The following is a 17,507-nucleotide window of genomic DNA, read 5'->3' on the forward strand; positions in this document are numbered from 1 at the left end:
GTTGGGTTGGGTTGGGGTTGGGTTCAGTTTTGAGTTTTACCTGTGCTACCTGTGCTACCTGTGCTAGCTGCTTTCTGAACATCTACCAAGCCATCTACTAGTTCATCAATCCCCAAGGCTAACCTTGACATTTCAACGGAACACTCAACGGCATCCGTAGCGTTTTTCAGCATCGATCCAAACTTGCTTATAGGAATATCTTCACTATCTAAATCTTCAATAGCTTTAGTGATTTTAGCGAGTAGCATTGCCCCAACTTTATGAATATCGTCAGCAGACGTTTTCAACCGTTCTCTAAAAACTAAAACATCATCCATCCCGTCGGCAATTTGAGCCTTTAGTTGTGATTTTATTTCCTGCTCAAATGCAAGAACTTTCTCTTGAAAAATATCCTTCATTGATAGCCTATCAACCCAGTTCATACTTCGATCCAATTTCTCAGCAATTACCGGATGAGTGTTACCTTGTGCCTTAAGTAATGCTGCTTTTTCTTCCAGTGCGGTAAGTTCGTTTGTATTTCTTTTCATTAAAGTAATTTCAGTGATTTTAATAGAATCTTAACTAATACAATTGTGACATTTTAAAAAGCAAAATTAGGGAGTGCGATCGCTCCCCTTTATGACCTATGCAATATCAAAACCATTAGGCACAAGTTCAGATAGATTTATATCCTCTTTGATTTTGTCCTTAAGTATTACCCCTGGTTTACGGTTATCATAGGCTGTTAATTCGTGTTTAGCGTTGTGATCATCCAGACGGGTTTGATATTTTTCTAGAATCTTTTTAATAGTTGCTGGTTTACTCCCTGTGAGATGCTGAATTAGTGTTTGGTTGATGTGCCACTTTTGAGACTTTTCAGTACAACTGTTGTTATGTGTCTCCACTGCATAAATAGCTCGTTTAGTTAGCTCCTCAGCCCTTCCTGAATGAGTTGTGTATTTATCCCCTAAAAGCTCCTCTGTGGGGACTGCTGTTAGTTCTTCACCAACGAACTTAACTTTACCCATTACTGTTTTGCCGTAGACCTGACAAGCTTTTTGGATGAACTCAGCCAACGACATACCAGAATGAGCGATCGCATTTTCAACTACTTTTTGAGTATCCGCGTCTAACTCTAATTGGGAGATATTCATAGTTTCTAATGTTTGGGTAGGTGTTGTTTCTGTTTGTTCTGTTTTTTCTGTTTGTGCTGTTTCAATTTGAGATTCATGTGGCTTATTAAAACTAGCCTTGCGGTTAGCTCTAGCATCATCCCCTACAACATCCCAGCGTTCGATTGTGCTGGTTGCATACCAGAAAGCTAGATGCTCATATCTACCCCTTTCTTCCTTGGGCAATGGGCTGTACTTTCTTTCTTTAGAATCGCTGAAATAGTACCCAGGTTTTAAAGTATTTTGGTCTGGAAAGTGGGACTCAATTGGGCTAATAAAAGTAGTCCTCACCTTTTTGATAGTGTTTTCATTCGTAACCGCATCTCTAATTGGTTTCCAGTATTTAAGAGTTACTTCCCTGATTTTTAATTCATCTGTGATATTTTCTAATTCAATAGCAGTGATCGCCCCTAACCTTGCTGCCCAATCTAAATTGCTTTCTTTTTCTCGTCTCTCAATTTCGTTCATAATGTTTCTAACAACTAATTTTAAACCCTTATCCCTATACTAACCCTCTTGTTATCTATAGTCAAGACGGTATGTATAGGGATTTATTTAAATTCGAGTAATTGACCCTTCCTTTATCTCATACCGCTTGTAACTGTTGATTGTGGTTTCATCCCGGTCGATTAAAATCTTTTCGGCGTAATCAATGAAGTCAAAAGCATCTATCCCGGCATTGACTACACAGGCTCTAAAATAAGCGGCTCTAAACTTGTGGTAAGTGCGATCGCTCTCAGGGAAGATATCAAAATCTTTACAGTGTTGGTTTAATGTCTTTGAAAACCGTCTGTTTACCCGTTCTGGGTCTTCATCTGGCGAAAATCTTTTACCTTTATCACCCAGCCACTGCAAGCCAAAGCAGACTAAATCAGCACTAACCAAGGAAGGAATTTTAAAGGGGACTTCTCTAATAGGGATCGCTTTCTCGCCTAGTTTGACCCGTCGCGCTTTGCCCTTAAGTTGACCCTTAAAAATTACAGTGTAGTCATCAACTTTTTCAAAACTGGCAGATAAATGTACCTCACCCATACGGCGACCAGTGGACAAGGCGATCGCACAACTTACATCCATCCAGTTAGCAGCATTCCCATTTTTAATATCAGTCAAAATATTGTGGGCAAACTGAAGGGAGCTAGATAAGTCGATTTCAATTCTATTTTCTGGTTGCCTACGCTCCTGAACTTTCTCGCGATACTGTTCTGATTGTGTGGACTTATAAGAGGCAAACTGTTCTGATAGTGACTCACCAAAGTGAGTGATGATTGTGCATACAGGATTATAAAGTGCTGGGTCTTTAAGTGCTGTCTTAGCAGCAAGCTTAAGAGATTTTTTGATTGCGGTGATTTGTCTTAAACAAGTTCCATAAGTTTTTAAATGTTCTGGCTTATCGTCTGGGTAATTGATTTTTAATAGTCGCGCTTCAGTAATAGCTAAATTTTTCCAGCCCAGTAAATCACCAAACCCGGTTTTACGCTGATTAAGTTTGTATGGTGCGATCGCTTCAAACTGGGGAAGCAGATAAGCCACACGCTCATCAACATAACTATTTGATAACTCATCACTACCCTTAATTACTGCCATTTTTCAAACTCCTTATTTACCAATATCTACCATTATAAAGTAAACAAGGACTATACAACAGGTTTTATCTATAGATGAATACTCTTGTAACTGCATAAAGCTATAAGTTATCCCTATACAAAACCTCTTGTCATTACTATACAAAACGTTTAGTATAGGGATATAGAAAAGGGACGCGCCAACGTCCCACACTCCAAAAAGGATTTGATTACTATGAAAACCACACTAACACAAACCACCCAAACCCCTGCACCACAACCCCAGACCACAAACGATCGCCTTGATGGACAATTCGACTCAGCGATCGGGCTACCTCCCCAGTCTCAAAGCCCTGATTACCTAAATGGTTACTTTGGATCGGGCAATGTTCCTTTCTAGGCTTAACCTAGCAATCAAGCACTACTATTTACTTAGAAAAAAAAGAGGAAAAATCATGAAAGGCTATTCGATCATCATCAGCAAAGGCAGCAAGCAATATTCCTTCAAATCTCTAGGCACAAAGGAGCAGATTATTGCAAATCTGCGCTTGGAATTTTCGGAAATGGAAATAGAAGCATCGATTATCTCTCCTCTATCTCCTGAAGATTGCAAAATTCTTGAAAAGGAAATAGATGCAGATTGGGATAATTACTAAGTTCTAAACCACTGGCTAGGGGTGAACCTAGCCACTACCCCTTCACCCATACCACTACAGGAATTAAAACTATGCAATCCCCAGCAGCCATAATTATCGCCCTCCTAGTCGCTATCTGTATTTTGGTAAATGCGATCGCTTCCCTTCTAATCCCAATCGCCCATCACTATTACGCCAGATATCAGCACTACAAGATGATTGAAGCTAGGCGCGATCACTTTTACTCCGAGTTACGAATGTTGATGAAATCTGCATAAAAATAGCGGGAACATTGCCCCCGCTTTTACCTCTATGTCCGGTATCAACATTATTTAAAAATTCACATCTGAGCAAATTTTAGCCTATTTTTATATTTTTTAGCCCAATCAAACGCGCTAAATTCAAAATCAAAATATTCAATTCCCTCAAATTCTGGATCGAATCTCGCTGCGTCAAAACCCCGTGAGGATGTATCTATGATGCAGAACAGTTTCCAATGCTCAACGTGAACTCCCACTATCAAATCATGCCCAATCCGCACCATTGGGTAATGTTCTCTTGAATCATCCTGTATTGCATCCAGAAGGCTCTTTTTAAGGCTGTTAAGTTCCTTTTGATAATCTGTTGCCTTCCCAGGTTTAAATGTGCCTGTAAAGGGGTTTAAATCACCGCTTTCTACTGCTAAATGCTTGGAGAGTACAGTGTCAATCTCATGGGAGAATAGCCACTTTTTTATAATTTTAAAACTTGGACTTTTGTGTGTTACCATTACCTTTGTGAGTCAAAAAAAACATCTTAACTTTATATTAACACCATACATCTTAAAGTCCCCTATCTTACTGTAGATAGGGGCTATTTTTATGCTTTTTTACCACTAGAAATTAACTAATTAATTCATCCTGTAGATAAGCGATCGCACTTTGAGCATCTGCCACATTTAAATCTGCGCTATAGCCTTCATCAAGTAGCCTTAAATAGTGGGGATGCTTGACTATTTCGCTTAGGATATCTTCAGCAGATTCTAAGAGTTCTGAGAGCGATCGCACTTGGGATTTTATGATACGGGTCTGTTCTGATTGGTAGGGCATGGTGAGTAGTCCTATTACTTTTTGTATGTTGTAATGAAGTTCTGATTTGTAGGCAGCATCCCATTTTTGATCAAATTTAGGAGCTATGCTTTCGATTATTTTTATGGCTTCTGTGTGGCTATCCATAGTGATTATGCGTTGGGGTGTAGTGGGGAGATTGGGACTCCCCAGGGGTGCGATCGCTCTAACCGCCAATCAGTCTTAGATGCGCGCAGGGAGTTTGTATCTCGCAAAAATATCAGATATCCCTTTATGAAATGCAATTACTAATTGCCAACTATGACCATCTTCACAGTACATATTGGTAATTACAGCATCACCACGATAACCAGTCCTAGTCTCATAGTTGTCTTTACCATCAAGGAATCCAGTACCACCAACACGGTTGTACTCACTCCCACAAACCGGGCAATGAACTCTATCAAAATGCCCACCCTCAGATAAGGAAATATCAGAGTAAATATAGCTTGAGTCTGCACTACCGCTTAATTGATTAGATGTACGTTTTTTTCCAGTATTCATGGTGCTTGTACCTCTTTGAATATTTCCACCACACCCGAACTGATTTAAATTTGGGTGTGAAGGAAGGGAGTTAAATACTCCCAAGGTGCGATCGCTCTACTTAACTTCGATAACTGAGGCTAAATCGCTAAGGCTGTCTGAAATACACTTTTCAAGTGTTCTCAAGGAATATATCTGATAGAAACTTAAGGCTTCGCTAAAAGATATCTCGTTGTCACGGGCAAAGGTTTTTATCTCTTTCAGCAGTTCAATTTTAGTTTGCATTTTTAACTCCTAAATATCTAAATCGATTTCGTAATCTTCTGTCTGTGCTGGTGGCTTCTGTTCCGGTTGTATCTGTGGTTGTGTGCTTTGGGGAAGATTTGGTAGAGATGCAGATTTAACGCTATCTGCTAAAAAGGCTCTGTACATATCAATCACAAAATAAAGAGTATCTAGTGGTGATTTTTCTAGCCTTTCTGACTCCTTGTCTAGCCATTCCCATACAGAGTCTTTCAGGCGAATTTTAGACCGTTCTTTGTTCATGATCACCCTACCTTTTTGGCTAATGCCAACAGACCATTTACGTTTGCATCTACGGGATTTTCTAACAAGATAAATCCTTTTTTCTCCAACAGTTTCCCCACACCGGGCAACAGGCAACCACCACCAATACACCACACCTCATCACCTTCATGCTTGGATTCTGTAGCCTGTTCTAGTGGTTGTCGCAAGGATTGACTCAACCAATCTTTTACAGTGGTCAGATAAACAGATTTAAAATCAATCTGGCTTGAATATTTAGTGTGACCATTTTCAAGGGCATATCTAATCTTTGCAGGTATCCCCAATTTCCCACCGTTCAATGGTTTCATAGCCACAGTAAGCAACTCAATTAGGGATTGAACGCCATTAGGGTATGGTGTGTGAACTTCGCGCTTACCTTTAAAGTACCGACTATACAAAGTTGTCCCATTACCAAAATCTAATACTGTCAATCTCTCTGGGAGCTTCCGACCTACCAAAACACCCATACCTTCGGGTACAACTTTCAAAACCTCAACCTTAACAGTTGATTCCTTACCAGCCAAGATAGGGTTAAACTCACCTTCCAATACTTCCTTTAAGCGATCGCCTAAACTGGCATCGTGCAAACTGGTTACAAGTTTTAATTCCCAACTACGACGGTACGGCAGATGAGCGATCGCACCTAACAGGGTTATCTTGGCGTTGTTGATTTTATTATCATTGTGGTCTGAGTTTGCATTGAAGGTTGCGCCACTTCTATAAGCAGATTCCCCAACTGTATAGGCTTTACCATCTACTACTACCCTTCCTGCTACATCTTCCATATCCTCTTGGCTGATATAGCTAGGAATGCGGACTAAGGAGTGATCATCAATCTGTAGCTTTACACTACCGTACCCATTATCAAAGCCAGCATAGAAGTGCTTTCTGTTCCCGTGTTCCTTTGTACTCATGTCTGAACTCCTTTATTTTGTAGTTAAATCCAGTATAACCTATTTGGGTTACATTTGGGTTGTACTTGGGTTATATTTTTGAAATTTAGGTGAGGTACTACCCTCTAATAGCTGTAACCCTTATGGGTTATAGGTGGGGTATGCTTTGAGAGGCATCTTACAATTATCTGGGTTACATAGGCGAACATCTAGTAAATACATCAGAAACATTTTAGTTAACAGTTTGTAATTGAGTTTATGACCACTTTTAACTAATACTTTCTAACTACACCTATCAACTAACAGAAACTAAACACGGTATTTACTAACAGTTACTATCCACCTTTATAAATACCCTGCTGTAACCCTGCACCTGTATCTAATATTAAAAATTGGTAAAGTACCAACGAAACCAACCCTACCCACTATGTGTAAAATTTGGTTGCTTGCCAAGTACGTAAAATCAATACTTAGGAGCGATCGCACCAAAACCCCACCAAGGCACACCCAAAGTAATTTGGCAAGATAATTTACATCTTGCCAATACAATCTTTACAAAGTTTATGTTAGTTGGATCGGTTGTCACGAGCCACAAAAGTTTTACCACAGTCGTTACAAGAGTAGCGGTGACAGCCTGGCTTTTTAACTGAACTATGGCGACGGAAGTTTATAGAACTACAGTGAGGACATTCAATTTCTGGGTGTGAAACTGGCTTAACCTGGGGTACATATTGGGGTATTGAAATATTAGGTAAGGCTGGAGTAGCATCAAAACTCGATCTAATGACCCCTGCACCATCCCGCAATATACCTTTGTGTGCTGAGGGAATCTCTAAAAATGTACAGCGATCGCCCACTACTAGCAGTGCAATTCTGTGAGCATTCTCACCGGGAAGATTCAATGTCTCGTTTTTGGATCTAGCCCACTCAGAGAATTTCTCGTACTGTTTGAGTAACTCACGTTTTTTAGAGAGTGACCACCCCAAATCTTTATCGTGTTTGAGGGCAGTGCCGATCGCATCCTCGATAAAAAGCATTGAGCAGTTTTTCATAGCGTCCCATGTCCAGTGGTTCGCGCCAACTTCGCCAGATTGACCTATGAGAATTTGACGCTGTTTAGTGTGCCTGATGGCTGTCATGATTTCAGTTGCTGACTTCTTATCGTCGTCATCATGTTGTTTATCGAACTCGTCAAAAATGCCCAAGGTAAAGCGGTCTGTGATTGCTGGTCTTTTGGCTTGGCGGTCTTTATGTAACTTGATGAACTGAGCATAGGCTTGACCAGCTTCGCTGGGAGACTTCGCCACTTTGGGACAATTCCAGTAATCTTCTTCACTTCCATCAAGTGGGTCTGATAGCCATATCTCCCAATCGGGCATACCCAAAAAGTAGGCAACTATATTTTTAGTAGCAATACCTTTACCGCCCCCGGTTGCACTCATAATTCTGAGTGTAGGTTTGCCCTTTGATTTATGATCAGTTGCCTTGAAAATTTCATCACCAAATAAAGACGCGGGAACTAAGCCAAGTTTGTAAATAGTTTCATCATTTAAAGGCTTGGGGCGTTCGCGGCGATACTTCAAAATAATGCGATCGGTGGTGGGGTCGTGGAAACATGAGCTAATTTCAAATATCCCGACTACCCTACAAATCTCCAATTTAGACTCAACTATCCTTTGTGCGATCGCTTCACCTTGTAGGCTTTTGGGATACTCAAAGCCTACTGTTACCAACTCTTCACCCTCACTAAAGCCTAATCCCTTAAGGGGAATCTCTAAATGATTCCACACCCACTCAGTGATTAAGTTTGTAGCTTTGCCGTTTAGGTCTACCCCAAAATCTTTGTACTCTGGGGTTGTCAGTCCATCGGCAATAGTCTGTTCCAATATCCGCACTCGTAGCTCTAAGCTGTCCTTAAGGTCGATTAGTGCCTCAATCGCTTCATCTTTTTTAGCGATCGCCCCTTGGTGGTGAGATTGGTATTGAGAGTGTGTAGACAGCAAAGTATGCCGTTGCATCTGGTGCAAATCGTAGACTTCCTTCATCATCGATTGCATCTCTTCCAATAGGCTGAAAGCTTGAGAAGTAAGGTCAAACTCTTTACCTACTTCGTCTTTAATTAACTGTGATTTTTTGGCTGCAAACTCCTGTGTAAGCTCGTTGTCTAAACGGGTTGAGAAAGTCGTCTGAAACTCTTGTAACTCTGCTTCCTTCTCACCACATAAATCAGTTAAAATTTTTACCTCACCTTCTAACTCACCAATTTTAATTAAAAGGCGATCGCGCTCAGAGGTGAGGTTTTTTACAGTTCCGTTTGCGCCTTGTAAATCTAATTTGAGGGTAGCCAGTTCTGATTTAAGAGCAAATATAGTTTGCAATGCAGTTTCTCTGGCTGTTTGTAGGTCAGATACGAGTTTTTCAGAAGTCTGCAAAAGTGCTTTGAGTTTTATATTTTCATTTTGCAATTCGTAAAGTTTGCTGTTTAAATCAAGGCGAACTCGCCCCAGTTTAGTATCGTATACAAAAGCTACTAAACCACCTCCAAATAGCGCACCACCGGAACTTAAACCTATGGACAGTGCGAGATTACGACCGGACGAGCCTAATAGCAGTCCACCTACTAAACCTAGACCAGAAGCAACGGCGATTTGTGAAAACTTTGATAATTTAGCCATGATTTGAAACTCCTTTTAAATGTGTAAGTAAGGTAGAGCGATCGCCCTACCGTTTTAAAACTACGCAACCTTAGAACCGTTTAGACTTTTGATAAAATCTAGTGTTTGTGACTGCGCTTGTAGTGCTTCGTGGTAGGCTTTTTCAGCCTTAGATTTCTGCTTAGATAGTGTTGCCTCATTCTCAGCTAATGTGTAAGGTAAAGCGGCTTGTTTGGTAGCAGTTTTATGGGACTGAGCAACGTAATCAACGCCTTTCTCAAGTGTGATTTTTTGCTGTTTTTGTAGTTCGAGAAATTGCTGATAAACCTTTTCAATCTCGGATTGTGCAGCTAAACCAGAACCAAAGGCTTTAGCTTTTTCTGCTAAGGCTTTGAATTGGCTACCAGCGTATTTGTTTGCCCAGATAATCAGTTCGTTGTACCTGATTCCACCTTCAAATTCTGATTTAGCTTTATCAAATTCTGAGAGGGTAGCTTGGTTTTTTATGCCAGGGTTCTTAACATCGGTGACTGCTGCTAAGTCGGGACTGTGAACCTGGGAAGCGATCGCATTTAAATCACTTCTTTCAAATCCTGGAATGCTTACCGTAACGGAACTATCGGCGGAATTATAGCCTACTAATCCATGTATAGTGGTTTTTGCTTTTGGGTCTTCCGCAAAGTTTGTAATACTAGGTGTGGTGACTGCTTTTTGACCATTAGATATAGATGTTTTGGTTGTGGTGGAGCTGCCAGATTTAGCACCTTTCATTCTCTCCTCAACTGCTTTTTTAACCCTTGCTGCACTATCCATTGCTTTCTACTCCTCTGTTGATTTTATGTGCTTCAAACTTGATTTTTAGGCGGGTGATTCTATCTTGTAAGTTTTGATATTTATCTAGTAGGTAGGCATCAATATCAAGGGAATCAGCAACACCTTGAATATGTTCAGCACTCAAACTATCTTTTGATTCATCTTGATGATTCATAAGCACCTCAGTAAATGTTTGTGCCTACTAGCTTCCTGTGGTAGTAGGCAAGTTTTTAAAACTAGTTGCGGCGACCGTTACCACGGACAGGCTGACTATCTTCCTGTGGTGGATTTGTAGAGCCAAATGCTGCTGGAATTGCGGCGCACAGCATTAAAGAGGCAAGGGCGATCGCTATTGTAAAAGGATATAATTTCATTAGAATCTCCATTTTTACGAGTGGTGAACTGTAGTAACTGCGGGAACTTTGGTAGGTGATCGCAGTTACTTTTAAAAGTTTTCAATCAGTTGAGACATACGAGCGATAATTGGGTCAATCTCTGCGGGTAGTTCGGCAATCTCTTCAAATTGAGCGATCGCCCCTGGGCTTTTGAATCCTATCTGTGTCTGGGGAGATGGCTGGGCTTGGGGTAGTGGGGATTGTAACGGAGAGCCAAATGAATAGTTCTGGCGGCGTAGTTCCCATAAAAGATAGTTGAGGGCTTCGGCTGGGGATGCAGACATTTGAGCGGCGATCGTTTGCAGGAATTGATCATGGGTGGAATTGATTGAAAGTCTCATGGTTTGTCTCCAAAATAGTGAAAGGTTTTTAAATCGAGAATCGCTTGATCTAATGCTGCATCGAGCTTTTTAGAATTAGCTTTTGTGATATCAAGTGGGAATTTTTTAAGGATTGGCGGGATGGGTGGGGAATCTGGGGATTGCTTGAATGCTTCACTCATCAGATTGGAAGCTTCTATGAATTTGGCTTGGAGGTCGGGGGACATGGGGTGAATTGGGGCATTTAAGCCCCATATATAAGGATTAGAAAGGGTGGGGAGCAAAGAAGCCAAAGCTAGTACCTGTAAACATTTTGGGGTCTACTGGAGGCACATAGAGAGGCTGTTTATCTTTAGGATTGAGTTCGGCGTGGTACTGTTCAATGCAGCCCCGTAACCATTCGGTCTCTTCCAGTAGTACAGGCTCAAGTGAGGAGCGATCGCACAATTGCCAGATGGAATCAAGTTTTTTGCGGTCGCTTAAATCACTTTTTCTGATGGATGCGATCGCCGTTAGGGTTCTTTGGGGCGTTGTGGTTAAAAACTCGGTTACTTTGGCTTCTAAGGCTTGAGGTTCAAAGGATGATAGAAAAGCTTCACGAATCTCTCTTTGCACTCCCTTGGGCATCAAAGCACCATTGGGGAAGATATTGTGATCAACTGCGTGTTGCCAATTTTGGGACATCCAATAGGCTAGTTTGTGTTTGGGGTTGCGAGTTACAAAAGGTTCGTACCAATGAGTGTAATCTTCTAGGGCTTTGGCGATCGTATCGGGTAGCTTCATAAAGTCCCCTCCGTGGGGTGATTTGTATTAGATAGTCTTATGGTAGCTCAAAAAAACTAATTTGGTATCAATTAAGTTTAAATTGGTATCAAAGTTTCTTATGGTGTTGAGGTAGTTAGATAACTTTAAATGATACCAGATTGCACCAAAATAGTATGTTTTACCGCTACACTGGTAGGAAGCCGTATCATAAAAGGAAAATCAAATGACTGCTTACATGGCGCGACAAAAGAAACCAACTCTCGCACGTTCCGTTAGATTTTTGGAGGAAATTGCAGAAATTTTAGATAATTATGCAGATGATCAAATGATTAGCTCTAATGCTGCTGTAAATAAGCTGGTTAAGGAGAGGCTAGAGCAGTTGGGCTATAAAGTTAAATCCAAAAGCAACACAGAAAACCAAGCATGACAGACATACCGCAAAATAACCGACTTGATCGAATTGAACAGTTGCTACTTCTGACCACAACGGCATTAGGAGAGACTGCAAAACAGCAACAGGCAAACACCCAAGCGATCGCTGCTGTGACCGCAAGACTCGATCAACTGACTTTAAAAGTAGATGGGCTGACTGATGACGTAGGGCTACTGACTGATTACTTCCAAACTGTAATAGCTAATGCCGAGAGCGATCGCGAAACCTTTCAGGCTGAGATTAGGCGCATCTGGGAGTACCTATTGCAGCGTGGAGGTAATGGTAATGGGCATACAGGATGAGAAGCGATCGCACCAATGCACCCTACATCTATATATGAGGTATCAAATATTGACAGTTAAATCCCCGTATAATGTTGTAGTCCTTGCTGAGACAGACGAGATATCTCAGTAGTAAAAATCAGACAGTCTTAAATTTTTCTGTGACAAGGCGAAACATACTGATTTTTTGATCTATAGTGAAAGAAGCAAAGTAAAAAGCCCACCTACCCACTACGTTGGTCGCGTTAGTGATGAGATGAGCCAAATCAAATGATTTAGTATTTATAAGTTCATATCTAGTATTAATATACCCTAATTCTAGCAATACTAAATCTAAAAGGCAAAAATCTGTAAGTAGGTGGGAATCCAAGTAAGTACAAGGAAATCCCACATGAACGCCAAAAACGAATGTAAATTAGTTTTCGATGCTCTTTTAAATTTAGGTTTCATCCCCCTACCTGTAGCCCCCCTACAAGATGCTACAAAGTACCCCAGTCTCGACAAAAACAAAAATATCAGGAGAGACGACAAAGGGGAAATTATTCCCAAATTCAATGGTAAAAATCCCAGCTATCTAGATGCTGATGGCATACCCCATGCAATCTTACATTCCATCTATAGGACAAAGCCCATTACAGAGGCAGAGCGCGAAAAGTGGTTTGTACACCCCGATACAGGAATTGGTTGTCTTGGGACTAAGCACAATATAGCAATCGATGTTGATCGTAAAAATTTCGATAGCCAAGAGGAATGCGATCGCCTAACTGAGTCTTGGTTGAATGCCACGCCGGAACTAAAATCAGGCTGGGTTGATCGAACTCAATCAGGTGGCTATCGGGTACTAGTAAAGGTAAAAGAGCCACAAAGCTTTACAAACTTTGGCTTTGGTGGTAAACAGATTGGTGAGGCAATAGGCGAGGGAAGGTTTGCAGTCTTAGCCCCGTCTAAAGGTACATCCGCCAATTACACCAGCATAAGCCGCGCTGATACTATCCCAGAGTTTGACAATTTAGAAGCAATTGGTATTTTCAAAGCTAAGTCTGAGGAAGAGTTAGAAATTCCAAAAATCCCAGAATCTTTAAATGATTGGATGGCATCATCAACTATTGTAAGATCCACAGCAGCGATCGCAACTGATGATGATGATGCTGAAACAATTACTACAGTTGCTTTGGCTGATTTACCTGCGAATGATAATATAGATGCCTCTGTTGAGTTTGATGAAATTAAGAAGAGAGCATTATCTGAAGGGATGGAAGGCATTTTTCTAATTGAAGCAATATCCCAAAAAAATCGCCAAAGATTGGAAGGGGATGTTGAGGGAATGGACAAATCCAAAGCACTCACAACTGCACTAAATGACCTCTACGGATGGGTTAATTGGTGCGGTGATAAAAATGTACAGTTCTACGGAAACCCCCAAGAGATTGCTTTAATAGGTGGTGCAAAACTTGGTCTAGCCCCTGATAGAGTGAAGCGTATCATTGAATCTATCAAAGATACATCAAAGTGTATGCCTGCCTGTAAATATAAGGGTGGTGATGATGCCTGCCAGAAACGGGTAAACACTTTGCTAGGTATCCAAACCCCAATAGAAACTGATGAAAATCAGGTTTCTACAAGCGTAGAAGACACCGTACTAAAAACTTTGTTTGAGAATGGTGACGGGAATTTTTGCGTCATAAACGACGGGTACTACAAGTACGATGATCATGGCGTTTGGAATCATGTAGAAGATGGAATTATCGAAAAGTGGATTACTCGAAAGCTGCGGGAACTTTACAGGCTAAAAATTACAAAGGAAGATGTACTCCAAGAGTTTGTGTACGCCACTGAAAACAATAAGAAAAACTCGTTTAAGTTCTGCCGAAGTGCTTTAAGCTTAGAATCCATACCCTACAACTTTCACCTACTACCCTTTAACAACGGAACAGTTGACGTAAGAACAGGAAAGCTACAGCAACACAGCCGCGATAACTTCTTAACCTTTAAGGTTAATGCTGACTACAAAGAGAATAGAGAATGTCCACAGGCTTTTAAGGATTTTATTGAAAGCTCATTTGGTAGTCAATTTCTCGAAACTATTCGCGCCTGTTTAAGCATGACTTTAGACCCAACTGCACCTTTTGGGTTTGCGCCTCATTTAATTGGTGCTTCGGGTGGTGGAAAAGGAACACTTATCAGATTTGTTGGTTCAGCCTTTGGTGAGAAATATGTTGCATCCCTTCAAAGCTTCCAGGAGTTAAGCACGCCCGAAAAACGCCACCAAAACTTAACAGGTTGCCGACTGGTAAACTTCCCCGATTTGGGAGGATTTCAATCAGGTCTGAGAAGTTTTTATGAGTTGGTTGATAATGGAAGTCTCTCTGGTCGTCCATTATTTAGCAGCAATAGTTATAGCAAACGATGGAATTGTAGATTTTGGTTAGCCAGCGTTGACCACTTGCAAATTGAAAACTCTGGGGATGGATGGGATAGACGGGTTATACCAATCCCCACAAAACGCCGAACCTGTGCAACCGACCCAAACTTAGAACAAAAGCTTCAAGAGTGCAAAGCAGATGTGATTAGCTGGGCATTAGCAATGCCAAGAGAGCGCAGAGATTATATCCTACTTAATGCCTCAAAAACTAATGATGCGATCGCCGCGCTCAAAAAAGAGCAAGCAACGTTCAGTGATTCAACTCGTGCATTTATCGATCAATGCCTAGTACCCTCAGATAGTTGCGCCACAACAACGACAGGGCATCTGTATGACCTCTATGTAGAATACTGCAAAGCGAACGGTTTCAGCCCCGTAAACGTAAACAGGTTTACGAGCCATGCCAAAGCTATTCTCCCAGAAAACAGGGTTGAGCGCAGCAAAGCCACAGCAGGTAAAGGTACTAGAGTAAATGTTGCCGCACACTGGAGGAACTTAGAATCTATTCCACAGATTTTTACAAAGAGTGAAGCAGGTATCTGGAGTTGCAATAAAAACCTCTGCAATGAAGGTGGACTCGAACTTTTTGAACAGTTCTGGGAAAATGGTGGTCAAATCCCCAAAACTGAGACACCTGAACCAGAACCCAAAGAAGCAGAACCTACGGGATTACAGGGAAACCAAACAGAGATTAAAGCCGTTAAAAAGACGCTTGAGGCTAACGACAGAAATACCAGACTGGCAAGCGAGGTTGAGATTAATACCAGAAAAATCCGCGACAATTGGGACGATGAATTAAAAATTGGGGGCATAATGTTTGATGCCCAAATGAAGGATGCTGCCCTTGTTTCAGGTATTAAGGCTTTCTTTAGGAAGCACGGTGAAGAGTACGTAAGTTACCTAGATCAGTGCCAGGGCATCTACGAAGCCAAGGCAACCTAGAGTTGCAAAGATAATCCTTGGGTGAAACAAGCCTCACCCACGACAGCCTAAGAAATTGGGCTTCGGTTGTCGTGGGTTTATCGAGGCTAAATATGCAATCCAGTACAATAGTTAAAAAAATACAAAAACCAGAGCCTATAAGTGATGAACAGGCTCTCTATGTTGAGCTAAAAAGGCTCGTAGATAGTAATGCAAGCTCATTAAAAATAGATGAAGCCATTACGATGACTGGGCTAAACATTTGGTACAAAGTTCGCAAGAGGCTATTGGATGAGGGGGCTTTAGATTTAGTAATCTACTTGGATAGTTGCAGAGATGATGGGACATTACATTACTGCGGTAGCCTAGCCAGAGAGCCGCTAGCAAGCCCAATTAGTTGCAAAGTCTCACAGACCTACTAAAAACAATATCCCCACTGCCGATAAATGCTAGTGGGGATACAGATACTTTGCGATGGATAGAAGGTGGGACAGTCTGGGTAGCTCCGCTATAAGGTGCGGTTATTCTTATAAAATTTGGGGATTAAAAATTAGGTAAGTAATATGCCTCTATTATATCAAATTTTTTTGATGTATTGAACCCAACCCAACCCAACCCAACCCACCCCCACATACCCACCCAACAGACCCACCCCAGTAGGAGCGATCGCCCTGGGGATTTTTTATGTGTTGCAGGGAGGGGGGAGCGATCGCGGTAGTTAGGAGGGCATACAGCAAGCCTTAGCAGTTTGAATAGGCTATGGCTCATTTTTTTATAAACCAAGCCTACAAACGCCGCCTACCCCACACCCCACACCCCAACTAACCAGCATCCACAGTGGTTTGTTGGTTGTGTTGGTGTTGGTGGGGTCTACGTATATGAGGGGGCGATTTATGTATCTGTCTCAAGTAGGTATATGGTGTCTCAGGGTCAAAATGGGGAATTTTAAAGACCCTGAGACAGGTAAAAGGCTTATGGGGCAAGGGTTCTAGGAAGTGTCTCAGGGTGACTCAGGTGTCTCAGGGTCAAGGTTGAGTTTATGGAAAAAAAAAAGGCTTTACAAAAGTTAACAATTGGTTAGTTAAAAGTGGAATTTTATAAATTTGTAATTGTAAAGTTTTGTAATGGTTGTTTTTTTCTATAAATGGAAGGATAGACCCTGAGACACCTGAGTCACCCTGAGACACCTGCTGGAATGCTTACAGCGTAAGGGTTTTAAGTGTCTCAGGGTCAATTTTAAAAGGCAAATTTACCCTGAGACACCCTATACCTACTTGAGACAGATACATAGAATTAGCTCAACTTACGTAGAAGAAACCCGCAAAAACTCTGCAATTGATTATTTTACGAAGGAATAAAAAAACACTTATTAATTTACGAAGGAATAAAAATACTCTGGTTGTAAGGATGCCTGATATTTATTCCTTGAGAGAAAAATAGTTAAAATTTAAACGCCGATCGTTCAGTTAAATTTAATAGTTAAAACCAAAGGATAAAAATTTACGGTGTTAAATTCGGAGACGCGATCGCACCGGGGGAGACGGCGCGAATCTTAAGCAAATATTAAGCGCGAAATTTTAACTATGGTGGCGGCGATCGCACCACAGGACAGCGCGAATCTTAACTGAGGTGGTCGCTGTCCTAAGACCGCGCCAAATTTGGATACGGGAATTTTGATTGGGAGTGACGGCGATCGCACTTAGGGGACAGCGCGAAAATTTGGATACGGGGATTTTAACTGTGGTGGTGGCACGCGATCGCACCCGGGGAGACGGCGCGAATCTATAGATGTACAAGAGGGTCAGTGCATACATACGGAGACGCGAAACTTTATAGATGTACAAGAGGGTCGGTGTAGGTATGCTGAGGCTTGCAGCCCGATTATTAAATAATTATTAAGATTTATCGGTATACAAGAGAGTGTATCCATGTACGTGAGGGTAAATATAGGGATACATAGGTGTACAAGAGGGTCTATCCATAGACAAGAGGGTATATCTATGTACGTGAGGTTACGTACAGGGATAGTAGGCATCTGTATCTGTATACAAAGGCTGTTATCTAGGGATAGATGGGTATACAAGACGACTTATCCATGTATAAGAG

The 17,507-nt window shown here is 41.4% G+C and carries 24 protein-coding genes; 7 read left to right on the plus strand and 17 right to left on the minus strand.

Annotated elements, in window-relative coordinates:
• Positions 1-23 precede the first annotated feature (23 nt).
• The 3 genes from L6494_RS30695 to L6494_RS30705 all read right to left on the minus strand — a co-directional run bounded on the left by L6494_RS30695 (position 24) and on the right by L6494_RS30705 (position 2,735).
• On the minus strand, positions 24-527 hold the full coding sequence (locus L6494_RS30695) for a hypothetical protein (RefSeq protein ID WP_237997630.1): 504 nt from the start codon (positions 525-527) through the stop codon (positions 24-26).
• 96 nt (positions 528-623) lie between these two features.
• Entirely contained in the window at positions 624-1,619 is a 996-nt protein-coding gene (locus L6494_RS30700) for a hypothetical protein (RefSeq protein ID WP_237997631.1), read from the minus strand.
• An 87-nt stretch (positions 1,620-1,706) separates the two neighbouring features.
• On the minus strand, positions 1,707-2,735 hold the full coding sequence (locus L6494_RS30705; protein WP_237997632.1) for a protelomerase family protein: 1,029 nt from the start codon (positions 2,733-2,735) through the stop codon (positions 1,707-1,709).
• A 213-nt stretch (positions 2,736-2,948) separates the two neighbouring features.
• On the opposite strand from L6494_RS30705, the gene L6494_RS30710 reads away from it, so the two are divergent.
• From L6494_RS30710 to L6494_RS30720, 3 genes are all read left to right on the plus strand, one after another.
• Complete coding sequence (locus tag L6494_RS30710) at positions 2,949-3,113, plus strand: hypothetical protein (protein ID WP_237997633.1); 165 nt, start codon at positions 2,949-2,951, stop codon at positions 3,111-3,113.
• Between the two features lie 55 nt (positions 3,114-3,168).
• Positions 3,169-3,369 (plus strand): hypothetical protein, encoded by a 201-nt coding sequence (locus L6494_RS30715; protein WP_237997634.1) that lies wholly within the window; start codon positions 3,169-3,171, stop codon positions 3,367-3,369.
• A gap of 71 nt (positions 3,370-3,440) precedes the next feature.
• The gene (locus L6494_RS30720; protein ID WP_237997635.1) at positions 3,441-3,626 is read left to right on the plus strand and encodes a hypothetical protein; all 186 of its coding nucleotides are present in this window, start codon (positions 3,441-3,443) and stop codon (positions 3,624-3,626) included.
• A gap of 62 nt (positions 3,627-3,688) precedes the next feature.
• Here L6494_RS30720 and L6494_RS30725 read toward each other — a convergent pair whose 3' ends face one another.
• The 13 genes from L6494_RS30725 to L6494_RS30785 form a co-directional block, all read right to left on the minus strand.
• Positions 3,689-4,117: a hypothetical protein gene (locus tag L6494_RS30725; protein ID WP_237997636.1), complete on the minus strand. Its 429-nt coding sequence runs from the start codon at positions 4,115-4,117 to the stop codon at positions 3,689-3,691.
• A 112-nt stretch (positions 4,118-4,229) separates the two neighbouring features.
• The gene (locus tag L6494_RS30730; RefSeq protein WP_237997637.1) at positions 4,230-4,562 is read right to left on the minus strand and encodes a hypothetical protein; all 333 of its coding nucleotides are present in this window, start codon (positions 4,560-4,562) and stop codon (positions 4,230-4,232) included.
• Between the two features lie 75 nt (positions 4,563-4,637).
• Positions 4,638-4,958: a hypothetical protein gene (locus tag L6494_RS30735; RefSeq protein WP_237997638.1), complete on the minus strand. Its 321-nt coding sequence runs from the start codon at positions 4,956-4,958 to the stop codon at positions 4,638-4,640.
• Between the two features lie 96 nt (positions 4,959-5,054).
• The gene (locus tag L6494_RS30740) at positions 5,055-5,222 is read right to left on the minus strand and encodes a hypothetical protein (RefSeq protein WP_237997639.1); all 168 of its coding nucleotides are present in this window, start codon (positions 5,220-5,222) and stop codon (positions 5,055-5,057) included.
• 9 nt (positions 5,223-5,231) lie between these two features.
• Positions 5,232-5,483: a hypothetical protein gene (locus tag L6494_RS30745; RefSeq protein WP_237997640.1), complete on the minus strand. Its 252-nt coding sequence runs from the start codon at positions 5,481-5,483 to the stop codon at positions 5,232-5,234.
• A 2-nt stretch (positions 5,484-5,485) separates the two neighbouring features.
• Positions 5,486-6,418, minus strand: coding sequence for a ParM/StbA family protein (locus L6494_RS30750; RefSeq protein ID WP_237997641.1), 933 nt, complete (start codon positions 6,416-6,418; stop codon positions 5,486-5,488).
• Positions 6,419-6,963: 545 nt separating this feature from the next.
• Complete coding sequence (locus L6494_RS30755; protein WP_237997642.1) at positions 6,964-9,072, minus strand: hypothetical protein; 2,109 nt, start codon at positions 9,070-9,072, stop codon at positions 6,964-6,966.
• A 60-nt stretch (positions 9,073-9,132) separates the two neighbouring features.
• A complete protein-coding gene (locus tag L6494_RS30760) occupies positions 9,133-9,864 on the minus strand; it encodes a hypothetical protein (protein ID WP_237997619.1) in 732 nt (243 codons plus the stop codon).
• Positions 9,857-10,039 carry a hypothetical protein gene (locus L6494_RS30765; protein WP_237997620.1) on the minus strand — a complete coding sequence of 61 codons (183 nt, stop codon included), beginning with the start codon at positions 10,037-10,039 and terminating at the stop codon, positions 9,857-9,859. Before L6494_RS30765 ends, L6494_RS30760 begins: the two co-directional genes overlap by 8 nt.
• Positions 10,040-10,100: 61 nt before the next feature.
• Positions 10,101-10,238, minus strand: coding sequence for a hypothetical protein (locus L6494_RS30770; protein WP_237997621.1), 138 nt, complete (start codon positions 10,236-10,238; stop codon positions 10,101-10,103).
• A 71-nt stretch (positions 10,239-10,309) separates the two neighbouring features.
• Positions 10,310-10,600, minus strand: a complete 291-nt coding sequence (locus tag L6494_RS30775; protein ID WP_237997622.1) for a hypothetical protein — start codon at positions 10,598-10,600, stop codon at positions 10,310-10,312.
• Positions 10,597-10,806: a hypothetical protein gene (locus tag L6494_RS30780; protein ID WP_237997623.1), complete on the minus strand. Its 210-nt coding sequence runs from the start codon at positions 10,804-10,806 to the stop codon at positions 10,597-10,599. Before L6494_RS30780 ends, L6494_RS30775 begins: the two co-directional genes overlap by 4 nt.
• A gap of 37 nt (positions 10,807-10,843) precedes the next feature.
• The gene (locus tag L6494_RS30785) at positions 10,844-11,362 is read right to left on the minus strand and encodes a hypothetical protein (protein WP_237997624.1); all 519 of its coding nucleotides are present in this window, start codon (positions 11,360-11,362) and stop codon (positions 10,844-10,846) included.
• Between the two features lie 205 nt (positions 11,363-11,567).
• Between L6494_RS30785 and L6494_RS30790 the strand changes: the two genes are divergently transcribed.
• The 4 genes from L6494_RS30790 (at position 11,568) to L6494_RS30805 (ending at position 15,823) form a co-directional block, all read left to right on the plus strand.
• Complete coding sequence (locus L6494_RS30790; protein ID WP_237997625.1) at positions 11,568-11,771, plus strand: hypothetical protein; 204 nt, start codon at positions 11,568-11,570, stop codon at positions 11,769-11,771.
• Positions 11,768-12,079 (plus strand): hypothetical protein, encoded by a 312-nt coding sequence (locus L6494_RS30795; RefSeq protein ID WP_237997626.1) that lies wholly within the window; start codon positions 11,768-11,770, stop codon positions 12,077-12,079. The genes L6494_RS30790 and L6494_RS30795 overlap by 4 nt, the downstream gene beginning before the upstream one ends.
• A 370-nt stretch (positions 12,080-12,449) precedes the next feature.
• Positions 12,450-15,422 carry a primase-like DNA-binding domain-containing protein gene (locus L6494_RS30800; RefSeq protein WP_237997627.1) on the plus strand — a complete coding sequence of 991 codons (2,973 nt, stop codon included), beginning with the start codon at positions 12,450-12,452 and terminating at the stop codon, positions 15,420-15,422.
• A gap of 92 nt (positions 15,423-15,514) precedes the next feature.
• On the plus strand, positions 15,515-15,823 hold the full coding sequence (locus tag L6494_RS30805; protein ID WP_237997628.1) for a hypothetical protein: 309 nt from the start codon (positions 15,515-15,517) through the stop codon (positions 15,821-15,823).
• Positions 15,824-16,978: 1,155 nt separating this feature from the next.
• On the opposite strand, the gene L6494_RS30810 is transcribed toward L6494_RS30805, so the two are convergent.
• Complete coding sequence (locus tag L6494_RS30810) at positions 16,979-17,215, minus strand: hypothetical protein (protein ID WP_237997629.1); 237 nt, start codon at positions 17,213-17,215, stop codon at positions 16,979-16,981.
• Positions 17,216-17,507: the final 292 nt, after the last annotated feature.

The sequence above is a fragment of the Nostoc sp. UHCC 0870 genome, from assembly GCF_022063185.1.
Lineage (GTDB): Bacteria > Cyanobacteriota > Cyanobacteriia > Cyanobacteriales > Nostocaceae > Trichormus.